Origin of the sequence: Cytobacillus sp. FSL R5-0377 (assembly GCF_038004385.1) — a bacterium.
Taxonomy (GTDB): domain Bacteria; phylum Bacillota; class Bacilli; order Bacillales; family Cytobacillaceae; genus Cytobacillus.
Genome location: NZ_JBBORA010000002.1, coordinates 307,323 through 322,264 on the forward strand (window position 1 = coordinate 307,323; position 14,942 = coordinate 322,264).

General features: G+C 33.7%; 15 protein-coding genes. 3 read left to right on the forward strand and 12 right to left on the reverse strand.

Annotation, left to right across the window (positions count from 1 at the left end; all coding sequences use genetic code 11):
* Positions 1–826: 826 nt before the first annotated feature.
* From NSQ49_RS26420 to NSQ49_RS26430, 3 genes are read right to left on the reverse strand one after another with little or no spacing between them, the layout of a single operon-like run.
* Positions 827–1,054 (reverse strand): hypothetical protein, encoded by a 228-nt coding sequence (locus NSQ49_RS26420; protein WP_251172280.1) that lies wholly within the window; start codon positions 1,052–1,054, stop codon positions 827–829.
* 15 nt (positions 1,055–1,069) lie between these two features.
* On the reverse strand, positions 1,070–1,792 hold the full coding sequence (locus NSQ49_RS26425; protein WP_251283968.1) for a thermonuclease family protein: 723 nt from the start codon (positions 1,790–1,792) through the stop codon (positions 1,070–1,072).
* Positions 1,793–1,848: 56 nt separating this feature from the next.
* Entirely contained in the window at positions 1,849–2,139 is a 291-nt protein-coding gene (locus NSQ49_RS26430) for a hypothetical protein (protein ID WP_251283967.1), read from the reverse strand.
* 308 nt (positions 2,140–2,447) lie between these two features.
* On the opposite strand from NSQ49_RS26430, the gene NSQ49_RS26435 reads away from it, so the two are divergent.
* The gene (locus NSQ49_RS26435) at positions 2,448–3,518 is read left to right on the forward strand and encodes a M12 family metallopeptidase (RefSeq protein WP_251283966.1); all 1,071 of its coding nucleotides are present in this window, start codon (positions 2,448–2,450) and stop codon (positions 3,516–3,518) included.
* A gap of 242 nt (positions 3,519–3,760) precedes the next feature.
* On the opposite strand, the gene NSQ49_RS26440 is transcribed toward NSQ49_RS26435, so the two are convergent.
* The 4 genes from NSQ49_RS26440 to NSQ49_RS26455 all read right to left on the reverse strand — a co-directional run bounded on the left by NSQ49_RS26440 (position 3,761) and on the right by NSQ49_RS26455 (position 6,580).
* Entirely contained in the window at positions 3,761–4,723 is a 963-nt protein-coding gene (locus tag NSQ49_RS26440; RefSeq protein WP_251283965.1) for a helix-turn-helix domain-containing protein, read from the reverse strand.
* Positions 4,724–4,844: 121 nt separating this feature from the next.
* Positions 4,845–5,018 (reverse strand): hypothetical protein, encoded by a 174-nt coding sequence (locus NSQ49_RS26445; RefSeq protein WP_251283964.1) that lies wholly within the window; start codon positions 5,016–5,018, stop codon positions 4,845–4,847.
* Between the two features lie 510 nt (positions 5,019–5,528).
* Positions 5,529–5,831, reverse strand: coding sequence for a hypothetical protein (locus tag NSQ49_RS26450; RefSeq protein ID WP_159866784.1), 303 nt, complete (start codon positions 5,829–5,831; stop codon positions 5,529–5,531).
* A gap of 146 nt (positions 5,832–5,977) precedes the next feature.
* Positions 5,978–6,580 (reverse strand): hypothetical protein, encoded by a 603-nt coding sequence (locus NSQ49_RS26455; RefSeq protein ID WP_251283963.1) that lies wholly within the window; start codon positions 6,578–6,580, stop codon positions 5,978–5,980.
* A gap of 352 nt (positions 6,581–6,932) precedes the next feature.
* Between NSQ49_RS26455 and NSQ49_RS26460 the strand changes: the two genes are divergently transcribed.
* Both NSQ49_RS26460 and NSQ49_RS26465 read left to right on the forward strand, forming a co-directional pair.
* Positions 6,933–8,099: a tyrosine-type recombinase/integrase gene (locus NSQ49_RS26460; protein WP_159866781.1), complete on the forward strand. Its 1,167-nt coding sequence runs from the start codon at positions 6,933–6,935 to the stop codon at positions 8,097–8,099.
* A gap of 118 nt (positions 8,100–8,217) precedes the next feature.
* Complete coding sequence (locus NSQ49_RS26465; protein ID WP_159866778.1) at positions 8,218–10,218, forward strand: AAA family ATPase; 2,001 nt, start codon at positions 8,218–8,220, stop codon at positions 10,216–10,218.
* Between the two features lie 53 nt (positions 10,219–10,271).
* Here NSQ49_RS26465 and NSQ49_RS26470 read toward each other — a convergent pair whose 3' ends face one another.
* The 5 genes from NSQ49_RS26470 to NSQ49_RS26490 form a co-directional block, all read right to left on the reverse strand.
* Positions 10,272–10,733, reverse strand: a complete 462-nt coding sequence (locus NSQ49_RS26470) for a YrhA family protein (RefSeq protein WP_159866775.1) — start codon at positions 10,731–10,733, stop codon at positions 10,272–10,274.
* A 17-nt stretch (positions 10,734–10,750) separates the two neighbouring features.
* Positions 10,751–12,475, reverse strand: coding sequence for a T7SS effector LXG polymorphic toxin (locus NSQ49_RS26475; RefSeq protein ID WP_236566244.1), 1,725 nt, complete (start codon positions 12,473–12,475; stop codon positions 10,751–10,753).
* A 311-nt stretch (positions 12,476–12,786) separates the two neighbouring features.
* Positions 12,787–13,248, reverse strand: coding sequence for a VOC family protein (locus NSQ49_RS26480; protein WP_159866769.1), 462 nt, complete (start codon positions 13,246–13,248; stop codon positions 12,787–12,789).
* A 118-nt stretch (positions 13,249–13,366) separates the two neighbouring features.
* Positions 13,367–13,900, reverse strand: coding sequence for an NADPH-dependent FMN reductase (locus NSQ49_RS26485; RefSeq protein ID WP_159866766.1), 534 nt, complete (start codon positions 13,898–13,900; stop codon positions 13,367–13,369).
* A gap of 22 nt (positions 13,901–13,922) precedes the next feature.
* Positions 13,923–14,921 carry an aldo/keto reductase family protein gene (locus NSQ49_RS26490; RefSeq protein WP_159866763.1) on the reverse strand — a complete coding sequence of 333 codons (999 nt, stop codon included), beginning with the start codon at positions 14,919–14,921 and terminating at the stop codon, positions 13,923–13,925.
* Positions 14,922–14,942 lie beyond the last annotated feature (21 nt).

A 14,942-nucleotide genomic window follows, 5' to 3' on the forward strand; every position in this document is an offset into this window, starting at 1 on the left:
CGTTCTAAATTATATTAAGGTCTAGTTGATTTTAATGGTAATCCGCACATTATGCATCGGCCGCTATTTAATAAACTTTTGAAATAGTCAAACTGCCTACTTAGTCTCAAATACTATGTTTTTAGAAAAATTACCTAGATGTTTATGAAGCATGGTTCTCTGTCCATTCAGGGGAAACTGTACGTTGAATTTCTTGCCCCAGTTCTTCTCAAATACCCTTTACTCTGTGGGCCTCTATGAATGAAATATTAAAGTACAGGGTGCATCTGTAACAAAGTCTTCGCTTTCAAGAAAGTACTTGTTATGCCACTTTTCTATCTTTGGACTTCCCTTTTATTAAGAAGTCTTCGGCCACTTTTATTTTTTGATACTGAGAACATTTGCCTTTACGATTATTAAATATAACCTTTTGCTCAAACATAAGCTGAATGGCTTGCTAGCTTCTCCGTTGTTGATTATGAAAAGGAAACATACCCGGAGGACTGATTTTAGTAGAAAATACCTTTTCATGTCGATATAAATTGTCATGTAAATGGTAAAGGAATATTTATATGTATCATGTCTAAAGCAGAACAGGAATTGTATACTTAATAATGCAATACCTCACCCTTTCGTTTTTTGTCTTGAAAATTTGCACAAAAAAACGACCTTTGGGCGATAGAAAGACATTACAAATAAAGTAATGTTCCATCGACCACAAAGGCCGTAACTTTTAAGCGTTCCCGCTAGTCTTCAAGAGACTGCAAAAAAATTAATAGAAAAAAATACTTACAGAAAAATTTCACTATAAATTTCTAGCTGTATCAATATTTCCCTATATATTCTTTTAACTCACCCATTCATCTGTACTTTTTAAAGCAAATTTTATTCTTGTAGTAGCTTCTTTGTAACATTCTGGATCTTCCCTACAAGTATCCTCAACAGAATGAATTAGAACTTCAATGGCTTGCAAAGTCAATTCAATTTCACTTTTGGACTTTCCTTTTATCTCAATTATAATCTCCTGATTATTTGACTCATCTAGATTCATCAGATTTATCTTGAGTTCTCTCATATCACGCCCTCTTTTCTATTTAAATATATTCATGAGTTCTCCTACTTTTTCTACAATGCTTTCCTTCATATCTTCTGATACAATATCCATGTCAAAACCATTACTTTTATTTACATACCCAGGGATACTCCAAATATTTTGCCCGGATTCTTTTGCTTTTTTTTCCGCTGCAAGATATAGATCGGTATAGTTGTATTCATCATATAAATAAGCGACCCTTACTAATCCTTCTAATCCTTCTAATATAAGAACTTGTTGTATACTTTTTCCACTAATAAAGGCGTGAATTAAGTACCTCCCATATTTATCCGTAATATCAGCATTGGGATCACTTTCAATCTCAATTTCTTTACCCATTATTAGATTGGTTAAAAAGGCTGTGGCTTCAGGTCCAAACTTTTCAACAGTTTTCGTTGCTTCAGGTGCGTTTATTCCCAGAAATCTTCCAGTTACCTCTTTGTTTAGTAGAGGATCGAAATAACGAATGGTATCACCGTCAGTTATGGAAGTTACTGTCACTTTCCTTCTAGTTGCGGATTCAGTATTATTAATTGGTTTTAGATTGGTTTCTGTCTCGAAATTTCCGTTTTCTTCATACTCTGGGTATATAATACTATCGAAGAATTGGTCATGTGTATCATCATTTGTGTGTTTTATTTCAAACTTTGGTGCATCTTCATAGGTAAGACTTGGGGCAGAACAGGAGATTAAAATTAAAGCAGTTGAAACGATTAACATGATTTTGGTTATCTGTATTTTAGTTATACCCTTTCCCTCCTAGCAAACCTAATTATCTATTTTTTCTTTGATAATTTAGCTATGTAGTTCAAACATTCTTCTATCGGGTATCTGACTAATTTATAGCTTTGGCCATACTTTACCCCACCTTTTTCTTCTAGTAATTGTAAAAGTTGCTCAATAGATAATTCTCCACTATCAACTTTTTTAAAATATTTTAAAACAAGTGATTTCCATATTCGTCCATGGGTTAATATATAAACCTCCCCTTGGTATTGATAGGATAGAACTTTCTCAACTAATCTCTTTTTTTGCTCCTCCTCACGTTTCTTTTCACAAGCAAACATACGATCCCCCCAATACAAAAAGACCCCAATACAGCCATTTAAATTCGCTGATTGGGGCCTTCCCATTAATTTATTAAATTTAGTTTATTTTACCATTTATTTTATTTATATTGCAAGTTGAACAAGCGTGGCAGGTTAGTTCAATAAGGACTTTTCTTATTTTCATTCGAATAGCTGTAAACAAAAAACCTTTTTTTAGATTTAACTTTTTATAACGTTATTTAAATAAGGGATAGGATTAAACAATAATAAAAGCCATACCAGGACAAAATAATAAAAATAAAAACATTTGAGAAAGGGCCCTGTTAATGGAGAATTTTAAATTCTGTACAGTTTTGTCAATACCTAATAACGATTTATTAGAAACACCAATATCTAGTAATGATACATTAGAATTATGGGGTCAGCGCAATAAGTTTTGGAAACCCGGACAAACACTTAAAGTTAGCTTTTTAGAAGGAGAAAAGCATATTCAAGACAAGGTGATACAATTTGCTAAAGAGTGGGAAAACTATGCAAACATTCATTTTGACTTTGGAAATTATAAAGAAGATGCCCAGATAAGGATTTCTTTTAGAAAAGGTGCGGGTTCATATTCGTATATAGGAACCGACTGTCTTTCAACCCCGAAAAGTAATCCCACCATGAATTTTGGATGGTTTGACCTAAACACTTCAGATGAAGAATACTCGCGGACTGTACTACATGAATTTGGACACGCTTTAGGTTTTGGTCATGAACATCAAAGTCCCGCAGGGAATATACCTTGGGATAAGGAAAAAGTGTATGAATATTATTGGAGAACGCAAAAATGGGATAGAAAGAAAGTCGATGAGAATTTATTTGAAAAGTATAAAGACTCAAATACAAATTACTCTCAATTTGACCCACATTCAATTATGCTATATTCAGTTCCTGAAGAATTAACAATCGGAGACTTTAAAACTGAGTGGAATACTCGGTTATCAGAAACAGATAAAAAATATGCACTTATGTTCTACCCCGATGGGTTTAAAGAGCGGTTAGCAGCATTATTTGGATATGTTAAAAACGCTAGATTAATGGCAACCGAAAGTAGAACTGAACCACAAGAAGGGCATCTAAATTGGGCGATTATCCATGAGATACCATTAGTTCAAACAGAGGTAGGTAATGATGTGCAAAGAACTCTGGATACTTTAGACGGACTGAATAAAGAACAGATTAACGAGATTTTCGGATACATGAAAAATGGTCAACTAATTATTACTACAGGGAAAACTGAGCCTCACGAGGGACATGTAAATTGGGCAAAAAATAAAGAATTAGATGTTGTGAAACAAGAAATTAAAAATGATGCAAATGTAATTAAGGATAATGAACGATATCGGATTATATAATCAGTTCATAAAATAAGCCAACCTTTATTGAGTTGCCTTTTTATTTGCTTAATTAATTCGACCAAACGATTACCCCAGAATAATGGAGTGATTCTTATTAAGCTAACGGGGCTTTAATTTAATAAGAGCCGGTATTTATTACAAAGAAACTCGCCCAGTTTTGGGGCGAGTTTTGCTATTTTTTGGAGAGATTCTTTTGGCTAACTTTATTTTAGGAGGATTAAACTTCCAATTCACCCTTACTATTGTAGTCTTCCATACTTTTCTTCTAAAATTGAAATTACTAGCTCCTCAATTGTATTTTTTGATATAGCAGCATCTTCCTTAATTTTTCTCTTTAGTTCAGAAGGGATAGCGATAGCGAGAACTTCCAAGTCACTGTCAATAAACACTCCTTCTAATCTCTTCGAAATATCTCCCTCAATCAAAGATTCTTCAAGTAAGGAAAAAATGTAACCTGGTATATCATCTTTAATTAAAATGGGCTTTACTTCAACGGTTATCTTGTTTTCTTTATCTAAAAAAACCTTTATGTTTTTTGGCCCTAGTGTAGAGTAAAAGAGACCCATTGTTCTATAGAATTCCTGGGATTCTGTAAATTGGAATTTAGCAAAGCCTTTCTGTGTTTTATATCCTATATCCGGAATCTTTTTAACCGGTTTATAACCTGCTTTTTCTATTTCTTCATACGGAATTTGCTCTCCATTTTGGCTTTGAAGATAAGGCTGCAACTCTTCGTTTAGTAAAAGAAAATTACTGTCTTTACCTTCCGGAGAAAGAAACTCCTGGTACCAGGCATAGTTTTTATCTTTATCGTAAAAATCTTTCCCTTCATTCCTTTTCTGTTCCTCATAAAAAGATTTAAATCGCTCAAGTTCTTCTGGGGCAATGAAATAAAATTCTCTTCCTTTATATAACTTTTTCTCGGCAGCAAGTAATCCTTGTTGAATGTATTGAAAAATTGTTGCTGTATGGAGGCCAAGTAATTTGCTAGCTTCTCCAGTAGTAATTCCTGGCTTTCCCTTTTTCTGTTTTAATTCCTCAACATCTTCTTTGTAGAATAATTTAGTATTATCAATGTGCCAGTTATCTTCATAAACCGGCTTTAATTCACCTTGTTTTACATATTTATGAATAGTTGATGGTTTAACATTAAGTATCTCTGCAGCTTCATTTGTTGTTATCATTTCTCTTTCTTTATCCATAAGTTTCACCTTACTTTTTAATGTTTCTATAAAAAAACCAGCAATGTCGCTGGTTATCAATTCTTTCTATCTAAGATAATCATACTATAATACAATTTTTTATATAAGTTTTAAGTGGAGATTATTTCCTAATCACTTTTAATTGTTTTTTTCTTATAGAGGTTTCTAACTCTTTAATAACTTTATTATCACATCCACATACGATGCCAATCCAATAAAGAGATCCGTTTACTGTGATATACCCTCCATCGTCCACAATAGAATTACAAATTTGACAAGTAAATACGATATTCAAAGGTATCCCTCCTGCCGTTAGAAAGGTGTGAGTTGCTTAAATGTAATATCCGAACTTTCCTCGGAAGCTATTGAAAAGGTAAAAGGAGAATGATTTGAACCTGTTTCTTCTATTATATAAGATACTTCTTTGAAATCCTTGAACCAGTGCAGAGGAAAGCATCCCTTACATTTAGTTAGTTCAATATCTTCATAGAAATGAGCGTGAGTAATTTGAGGCAATAGATAATAGTGAGAAAGCAGGATATTACAATACCCTGCTCTTCTCCAAAACAATTTAGCTTTATAAATCTTACCCTGTTCAAGATCTATATTCGTGCGTGGGGGCTCAGAAGGGAATCCTCTTCTTCAAGGATATGAAACCAGTCACAGTCGAAACATCCAAAATGTGCATTGGGGTTATTAAATCTAGATACATAATAATAATTTGGTCCATTAGGAAATAAAAAGTATGTATATTCTTTATTTAAAGAACACACCTTATCACTGCCAATATACTTGCCTTTCAGCATTATGTATCACTGTTTTTTAGCAAGCCTTTCTTCTTGCTATATTCTATAAAATCGTCAATGTATGCGTTTACTTCTTTGGTTTTTGGATTTTCAAGAACCACTTTTCTTAGGGACTTTTTTAGAATTATGTTATCGTCTCCCCAAACTAATTCAATCTCTGCAGTTGATTTCCTTTTTGTGGATAGTTTCCGTACTTCTATTCTGAGACCTGCTTTGATATCAGAAAGGTAATAAGTTGTTATTTTTATATTAACTTTCCCCTCTCGCACCTGTTTATCAATGAATTCAAATTCTTCTTTCATAAGCGTTCTTCCTTTACCATCCGAAGTCCTCTGATGAATTAACAAGGCGTTCTTATTATCGGGTTTTAGATATTTGAGTTCCATAGGCAATTTACATCACAGTTATTATGAACTATGGTGTAAACTGCCTCTTAAAACGTTATAAACTAACGATTTTGTAACATAGAGGCGTAATCTTCAGCTTCTAATTTTGTGTCAAATAGTCTTAGAATATTAGAAGCTGTAAGATGATAGTAACTTCCCTTCGATTCGTGATCGATTTTATAAGCTTTCATTTTGCCCCTACCTCGCGCATTGAGTACCACTGGAATAATATCTTGCCCGTTAACAAAATAACCCGTTCGAACACCAAGCCATTCCCCTGTTGATTTCTCCCATTCTTGACGCCCTTTAATTAATTTGTCGATGCTTGCTTTTTTGGACACTTTATCAATCGCCGCCTGGGTGCACTGGATTTCTTTCTCACCATTTATTAGGATCCTTACAGGATATTTAGTTCCTGGTTTTACTTCATAGATAACGCCTACTTCTCCAGAAGATTTCAATTTTACTGGACGTCCACAAACCACATCTTCATCCTTAATCACAGTTCCTTCTGTCATTGACCATTGGTATCGAGGAAAATCTTTTGTTAGTTGTTTAATAACCGCTTCTTCGCCTAACTTTCTTAGTCCGTCCTGAGTTTGCCCCTCACTTCCATTAATTTCAACCGAAATTGCTGGAAGATGGAATGTTAATGTTTTTTTCATCCTAATCAGCCCTTCTTAAAATTTTTTAGTGTGTTAGGGAAGTCTCCAATTAAAACCTTAGCCTTGGTTGATGGAAAACCTTTCCTTGAAATGAATATAACAAACTAAACTACTATTGTATAGTTATTTATAAAATATGTAATAAAATAATAAATAAATATAAAACAGTTAATACTTATTATATATAGACAAATAACCTATTTTTCTCGTAATCTGTATTATAATAAATGTAAGATAATAACTTAATAACTCCTTATATAATTGGTTTTTTATAATAAAATCTAAATAAAATTAATAGTTTTAAATAAAATTGTTAATAAATATATTTCATCTAAAGGAGGTAAAATAAAATATGAAATCTAGTGAATTAGTTTATACTGAACAAATTAATAAATTATTAACTCCTGATTTAATAAATAAAGCTCAAACAATTTCTTCTTTGGTAACATACCTTTTAGATGATTCCTTACATAAAAAAATGAGCGATATTATAGATAAAGACGGTGAGGCTAACTTTTCACTTTTTAACGATATCGAAATGATATATTTTTACGCACACCAAAAAAAGGATTTAAATGAGAAGAAAAATCGAACAGAAAATACAAAGCGGGAATATCTTAGGGATCTTCTTCTGTTCTATCAGCAGCTGCTGGAACAAGCAGAATTGCTAGAAGTCGAAATTAGAGATGTTCAAGAGTATCGACTATTGAAGAATCTAACACCACGGAATATGAGGAAATACCAGGAGTGGTTGAAGGAAGCTCCACTTGGGAATGGGGGTAAGCAATATTCTGTAGCTACCCTAAGTCGAAAAACAGTTGTAATGAGAGGGTTCTTAAAGTTCCTGTACGAAAATCAATACATTAAGGTGCCGCTTCATCAAAAAATGTTAAGCAGCAATGTTCGATCCTTTGATAGACCAAATAAAGAGATGAGTTCTGTGGAGGTAATTAGCTTAGTCAATTACTTCAGAACTCATCCCATCCTTTACGGATTGATATCAGTATTGGCCACAACTGGGCTCCGTATACAGGAGCTCTGTAATGCAAAAGTTTGCGATCTTGTTTATTTAGATGGAGAATACTGGCTTACAGTTATGGGAAAGGGTCAAAAGGAGCGCCAGGTATTAATTCATCCAAACGTTTTAAAGGCCATAGAGGGGTTTCGTAAAAGAAGAAGGCTAGATTTTAAACTCGATCCTTCCGATAACTCCCCTTTGTTTACAACTTCAAAGGGAAAAGCATATGGATATAAGTATCTATCGAATTATTTAATCAAAAAAATAAATAGTGCTGATTTGGATTTTATTAGAATGCGTAAAAATCCTATTACGCCTCATAGCTTCAGACATGGCTTTGCTCTTATTAGTGCTGACCAGGGCGCGGATTTGTTGACCATAAAGGAAAGTCTTGGCCATTCTGACATCAAGACGACCCAGATTTATTTACAAAGAAAAATGCAACGGAAGAATAATGCTGCTCACTCTTGGAAGGACTCCGATATTATTAATAAGATTTAATATTAATGTGGTCTTTACTAATATAAGCTTATAAAATAATAGCACCCTATATTTTAAGCAGAACCCCTCACACTTACTAATCCTAAAATGTTTTAGAGGTCACCGCGGGGAAACAAAAATGTTAACCCTAGATTTAATTAGTACTCACACTAACGATAAATTACGGAAAATATCTTATAATAAGATTAACATTTACAGGAAGTGGGTGAATAATTTGGGATATCACATAAAAAGTCTAGTTGTTAATGATAATTTAAGTTCCGACTATAAACTGAATGTCATTAATAATTTGTCTAAAGTCAATATCTTTGTAGGATCTAATAATTCAGGTAAAAGTAGATTCCTTAGAGGATTATTTGCAATCGATGGAAGTCTCTCTTTTATACCTCCAGAAGAAATGATAGACGTTGAGAGGAATTACAAATTACTAATAGATTTTATAGATGCAATAATTAGCGCTATAACAGAACGTTCTATTGTGGGTATCGGTGATCTTAATGTAAACAATTTAATTAGTGATATACAACATTTAGAAAGAATTCCATATTTGAAGGAAGATAGGGATTTATTTGAGCAATTTCAAATATTAGTTCATGAAATAAATAACCTAAATAGTTCATCATCAGTAACTTTAAAATCAAGCGCTGCAGGAGCAGCTAATGCAAGAGATCATGTTATTACTAAATTAAAAGCATTATTAAATGATTACCAATCAAAATTTGATGAATTAACCCCTAGTAGTACAAGTTATAAAATAAATTTTAAACGTGTTTATATACCGACTTTACGTGGCCTTAGAGGATATGTAGATACAAACGATTCAGAGAAAGATGTTTATAAAGAAAGAACGAAAAATGATTACTTTAAAAAAGCAATTAATCCATTAGAAATACATACTGGACTTAATCTATATGATGAAATAACTGATATGTTATTAGGAAGTGTTCAGCAAAGGTACAACATGATAAAATTTCAAGAATTCTTGTCGGTAAGCTTCTTTGATGGTCAAGAAGTTACACTTACGCCCGATAGGAATTCAGATGTAATAAAAGTTAAAATAGGTGCAGAAAAGGAAAAAAACATATTTGAATTAGGGGATGGTATTCAATCATTAATTATCCTAACATTCCCGTTATTTAAGTTTTTGGGGGGAAATTTGCTATTATTTATTGAGGAACCTGAGCTGTATTTACATCCAGGTATGCAGAGAAAATTTATTGAAATTATAATGGATGAGCAATTTGCGCATCACCAAATTTTCTTTACAACCCATTCAAATCATTTTTTAGATATGACACTTGATATGGATATGATATCAGTCTATAAATTCAAAAAAGAATTAGGAGAACATTCCGGAAACCCTACTGAAGAACTAGATGCAACTTTCTCTATAGAAAATGTAAGTAATGAGGACAAAAGCGTGTTACAGGAGCTTGGGGTTAAAAATTCAGCTGTTCTTCTATCTAACTGTACCATATGGGTTGAAGGGATCACAGACAGGTTTTATATAAGACGTTTTCTAAAAGTATTTCAAGAATCTCAATCGGGTTTAAAGAATTTTAAAGAAGATATTCATTATTCATTTGTTGAATATAGTGGTGGTAATATAACTCATTGGTCATTCCTAGATGAAGATGAAACAGAAGCTGAAGAAGGACATGCTTCAATGAACGCTGAAAAAATCTGCAGCACCCTTTTTCTGATTTCAGACAAAGACGGCGATGATAAGCTGCCTCGGCAAGAAAAGTTAAAAGAAGTCCTAGGAGAAAGATATTATTGTTTGGAATGTAAAGAAATTGAGAATATACTCTCAGCAGACATAATAAGAGAAGTCATTGCTGAATATGAAAAGACCGATACTCTAGAACACTTAACCAACAAAGACTTTACTCAAGAAGATTACAATAACATTCATTTGGGTACCTTTATAAACTCTCTTTTTCCGGTAGGGGCTAGGAAAAGAAGAGGTAGTTATGCTGCAAAATCAGGAACCATAGTAAATAAATTAGACTTCTGCAAAAAAGCTATTAACCATATTTCTACGTATGATCAATTAAGTGAAGAAGCTCAGAAGTTAAGTCAAGCTATTTACGACTTTATAAAGGTACACAATGAGTAAGAACATTATTTAAAAAGCTCTCCAAGAGAGCTTTTTCTTTACATATTTGGTCATTACAACAAAGCAGTTTGTAGTGCCTCGTTAAACATGGAGTCAAAACTATCATATGCTTGGATTAGGGTTCCGGAGGGTTTGTCTAGTGCATGATATATTTCCTTCTTCAGGTCTAAACAGTACCAGGCTGTATCAGAGTCCCCAAAAAATATGTATTGCTTTTGCCAATCATTTTCATGCCAAATCTTATTAGTTTCTACAAACCCCTGAAGTTCTTCACCTTCGTGGTCATCAAGTAGATTTACATCAACACCATAAATGACCAGTCCATTAAAGTCTAACCCATTTGCAGTTTTCAAAAAGTCTACATAAGACTTTGGTAATTCCAATTTCCCTAATTTCTCCTGAATGTCCAGCTGCAACTTGCTTATCTCTACATCCGTAACTGGGTTCCTTAGTGAACTGCCATATTTCTCTTCAATTTTCTTTATTTCAATCAACAATTCTTTCCACTGGGCCATATCTGCTCATCCCTTCTTTATTTAAAAGGTTCCGGTGGGTAAACCTCATCTTCAAAAATTGGCCAATTAATCCTCTTACTTTGTGTAGGTGTTAATTCTCTTGTTAGAGAGTTTTGTTCATTGGTAACTGCTTTATGATATGGATCATTTTTTATCAATACCAAGTTAGTAAAATCATTGGTACCACCATCGTCTAAAGGTAAATTATGATGGACTTGCCATCCCTTTGGATTAAGGCCATCTTTCATTCTGGCAATATCATTATCATCTAACCCTGCCCTTCGAAGAAATTGTACTCTTATCGGATCGTTAGCAAACGTTTTAAGAAAACTTTTCTTAACAGAATTATTAAAGGTTATTCTTAATTGCGCAGTTTCTTCCGGATGTCTTTTTGTGTATATAATCTCTTCTACTTTTACGCCTTTTAAGTGGACTTTTTCTCCCTTTAAAGTACCAACAAAATAATTATCTTTTTCAATTTTATTAGGCTTTGCTCTATACTCTTTATCTGCTAGCTTCTTGATCTGTATCAAGGGGTTATAAAGTACATTGTAAGGTACTGGACCGTGAGCGGCACCTCCCACCATTGCAGGAGCTGGTCCTTGTGTCTGAAAAGAAAGTCCCTTACCTCCCTTAGTAGCGGAACCTACCGTCTTGGCGATTGTACCGGCTTTACTAATCCCTTTATCCCCGAGAATACCAATTCCAAGGGAGGTCAGAACATAAGTAAAGAAGGATGTCCGGCTTTGGGCGTCCCCATTTACAACATCCCGATTCCAGGCAGTAGTGACAGCAGACCATATGTATTTCGGCATATCCAGAGCTTGGCGCACTTTTCCTATGGGGTCATTTAAAATACTTAAATAAAATTCATGGTGCTTCTTTTGGTTTTCTAACAGCTGGTCACGATTAAACAGCAATTCACTACCTAAATACAGCGGACTGAATGGCCCCATGATCTTCTGCCCTAGCTCATAGGTAGACTTCAGGCCTTCCCAAGTATCTCCTACAGCTTTAGAAGCCCCCTCAATGGCTCCTTCAGCCATATCATGAAGGAGACTTTGCTTGCTTTCCGGATTTAGATTCGATATTTCCTCAAGAGAATCCTTCCAGTTAAGGGATTTAGCCTGAAAACTAGTGAGGGAGAGTCCGGCTCCTTGGAACATATTAGCCATTTTCTGAATGTATTGGTCCATGATATTTAACTCATTTAAAAGTGGATCTAAGGTAACTGTTTGCTGATAGTCAAGTATATTAAGATTTTCAACTGTCTCATGCACAGAATTATAAGCACGAATTGAGTCCTGCTTAAACTGTTCTTCTTTTAAGGGAGGCAGCTGGACAATATCATTTACTGTCGTCATAATCTCATTCGCTTCATTTGTTAGTTCGGTAGTTATCCTAATTGTTTTTGATAAACCTTGTTCAAGCTCATGTTCTAAAAATTCCTGGCGGATGAATCCTGTTGGTGAAGGTTCAAGTTCATGGAGTGAATTTCCTAGTCGGTCCAAGTATGATTGATAGTCTTTAATCCAGGATTCAAAAAAAAGTAAAAAGGGCAGATGGCATTCCTGATAATAGGTCCGTATTGACCGCCCACCTTCTCCTTTGAAAGAATCTTCAAGAGAAATTAATTCCTCGATGGCTATTCTAATTTGTGTTATTTGGTCCTTAAATATATTCAGTTGATTTCTTATCTGTTGAGTACTTGTTATCAGTTCATTCACATCTAATACTTTCAACCTTATCAGCTCCATCTGCCTACTTTTTTTTAGTTCCATTTTTTTCTACTATCATCTTAAAAGACTTATGGATTTGTTTGAATAGGAATATTGGAGTGATTATATGTGTACTCTGTAGCTGTCTCATAAAAAATAAAACCTGATAAGTTTCTCCTTATCAGGTCATAGAATTTCATGTTTTTGTTTTAATGTATGCCTTATCGCTCTATAGGTACATGACTCAAGAAACTCAGCAGTGGCAGATCGGGTGAGTTCTGTTTTGCCAATCGCTCTTCTTGTTACCGAGTTGAAGTTATCTCTGGCTCTAAGATTCATTTATTATTTGATCCATACTTATATTTTTCCCACTCACTCAAATACATGTCAGCTTTATTCTCTGGATCTGCCGGCAATTTACTAATAAATTCTAGCGAATTACCATCTGGATCATTAAAATAAATCATTGCATGAGCTTGATCTGGCATTACAATGGGTTCGGTGGCATCAAATCCAAATTCTCCTTTTATTTTAACCCCTCGTTCTTCTAACCAAATTTTTGCATTTTTTATATCATTAAAATCCACCTGAAATGCAACATGTCTTATTGAAGGATGGAAAGGACTTTTATATTTTTCACACTCCCATAAGCCTAGCCAACTTTCATTTTTAACTATCCATAAAAAAGCTGTTTGTTCATATTTTATTGCTAACTGAAGACCCAATTTTTCATAAAATATTATAGACTTTTCAATATTACTTACCGGAAGATGTGCTTCATATAACCCCTTTATCATTTCAATAACCTCCTTATAATTATAAGATATATTAATGATAAGGAGGACACGTCAGCTTTTTGAATGATGTTGTATAATACTTAAGTATTAATTTATTATTATTTCATTTAAAAAGTTTTTAGGAATATGCCATTCTGATATTTGATTCTAATATTAAATCATCAATTATTTGGTTAATTGATTCTTTACATTGCCCACTCACCAAAATGTTATTTTCAAAAGATATCTTATCCGATATATGCTGGCGTGGGAGGACTATTCCGTGCAGCCCTCTCAGTACTAACCTAAGGTTATTTAATGCATTAACACCGCCCTTTCCAGATCCTGCTGCAGAAGAAATAGCGATTGGTTTATGAATAAACTGATCCTTATTTAAGAAATCAAGGGCATTCTTTAGAGCTCCACTCATTCCATTGTGGTATTCAGGAGTACAAATATAAAATCCGTCTGCGTCATAAGCTAGATTATACAATTTTTCTACATTTTCATTTTTATATAAATTTATATCGTCTGAATATATCGGCAAAGGATTCTCAAAAAGATCAAAATAAGCCACATTTTCACCTTTTTTCTCTAATTGTTCGAAAATATATTTAGCAAATCCTCTATTATTAGATTTTTTCCTTGAACTACCTGAAATAACCAATATCATTAACTTTCTCCCCTAACTTATATTAAATATATTGTTTTTCATTCATAAGAAATAAATTAATTTCATTTATGTCTTCGTCTGACAAATCGATATCCGAACCTTTTGTGTTTTCAGATAATTGTTCTGCTGAGGTAGCACCAACTATGCAGCTAGAAATATTCTTCATTCTTAAATTCCAAGCTAACGCTAATTGAGGTAGAGTCATTCCATTTTGAATGGCAAATTCATTAAGTTTTTCAACTTTTCTTAGGTATTCCAATTCGAGATACCTTTGCATCATACTTTGTGTTTCGGGTCTGGATGCTCTCGAGTTAAGAGGTGGTTTTTGAAACGATTTATATTTACCAGACAATACTCCATTTGCTAATGGGGAATATGCTGTGATTCCTATACCTACCTCTTCGCAAAAAGGCAGTAATTCCTCTTCGATATCTCTGTCAAACATATTATATTTTAATTGATTGGTTATTATTGGGTGTAGTCCTCTAGTTTTAATTATTTCATTAGCTTCTGCTAATTGATTTTGGTCCCAGTTGCACACCCCTACATATAAAACTTTTCCACTTCTAATAAGATAATCTAATGCCATTAAAGTTTCTTCAATGGGGGTGTAGGGATCAAATCTATGACAATAATATATATCTATATACTCTAAATTTAACCGTCTTAGACTTTCGTTGCACTGCTCGATTAGATGTTTTCTTGATAGCCCTTCTCTGTTAGGTCCCGTTCCCATAGAGAAATAGGCTTTAGTCGATACAACATATGAATCTCTAGAAAACCTTTTTAATGCTTTGCCTAATATTATCTCTGCAGCTTGGGTTGTAAGTGTTGAATTATTAGAAGGCATACCTAGTGGATAAACATTTGCAGTATCAAAGTAATTAATACCCATATTCATGGCTGCAGTAACTAAATTGGTTGCCTCACTCTCATTTAGTGAACCGCCAAAAGTTAGCCAAGTACCTAACCCTATTTCACTAATTTCTAATCCACTATTTCCAACGAGCCTATATTCCACCTAAAATCCCTCCTTGCCTGT

Coding starts and splice junctions, on each gene's coding strand:
- NSQ49_RS26425 (WP_251283968.1), bottom strand. CDS start 1,792: ATGTTAATCGTTTCAACTGCTTTAATTTTAATCTCCTGTTCTGCCCCA.
- NSQ49_RS26440 (WP_251283965.1), bottom strand. CDS start 4,723: ATGGATAAAGAAAGAGAAATGATAACAACAAATGAAGCTGCAGAGATA.
- NSQ49_RS26460 (WP_159866781.1), top strand. CDS start 6,933: ATGAAATCTAGTGAATTAGTTTATACTGAACAAATTAATAAATTATTA.
- NSQ49_RS26430 (WP_251283967.1), bottom strand. CDS start 2,139: ATGTTTGCTTGTGAAAAGAAACGTGAGGAGGAGCAAAAAAAGAGATTA.
- NSQ49_RS26470 (WP_159866775.1), bottom strand. CDS start 10,733: ATGGCCCAGTGGAAAGAATTGTTGATTGAAATAAAGAAAATTGAAGAG.
- NSQ49_RS26480 (WP_159866769.1), bottom strand. CDS start 13,248: ATGATAAAGGGGTTATATGAAGCACATCTTCCGGTAAGTAATATTGAA.
- NSQ49_RS26485 (WP_159866766.1), bottom strand. CDS start 13,900: ATGATATTGGTTATTTCAGGTAGTTCAAGGAAAAAATCTAATAATAGA.
- NSQ49_RS26435 (WP_251283966.1), top strand. CDS start 2,448: ATGGAGAATTTTAAATTCTGTACAGTTTTGTCAATACCTAATAACGAT.
- NSQ49_RS26450 (WP_159866784.1), bottom strand. CDS start 5,831: ATGAAAGAAGAATTTGAATTCATTGATAAACAGGTGCGAGAGGGGAAA.
- NSQ49_RS26465 (WP_159866778.1), top strand. CDS start 8,218: ATGTTAACCCTAGATTTAATTAGTACTCACACTAACGATAAATTACGG.
- NSQ49_RS26420 (WP_251172280.1), bottom strand. CDS start 1,054: ATGAGAGAACTCAAGATAAATCTGATGAATCTAGATGAGTCAAATAAT.
- NSQ49_RS26455 (WP_251283963.1), bottom strand. CDS start 6,580: ATGAAAAAAACATTAACATTCCATCTTCCAGCAATTTCGGTTGAAATT.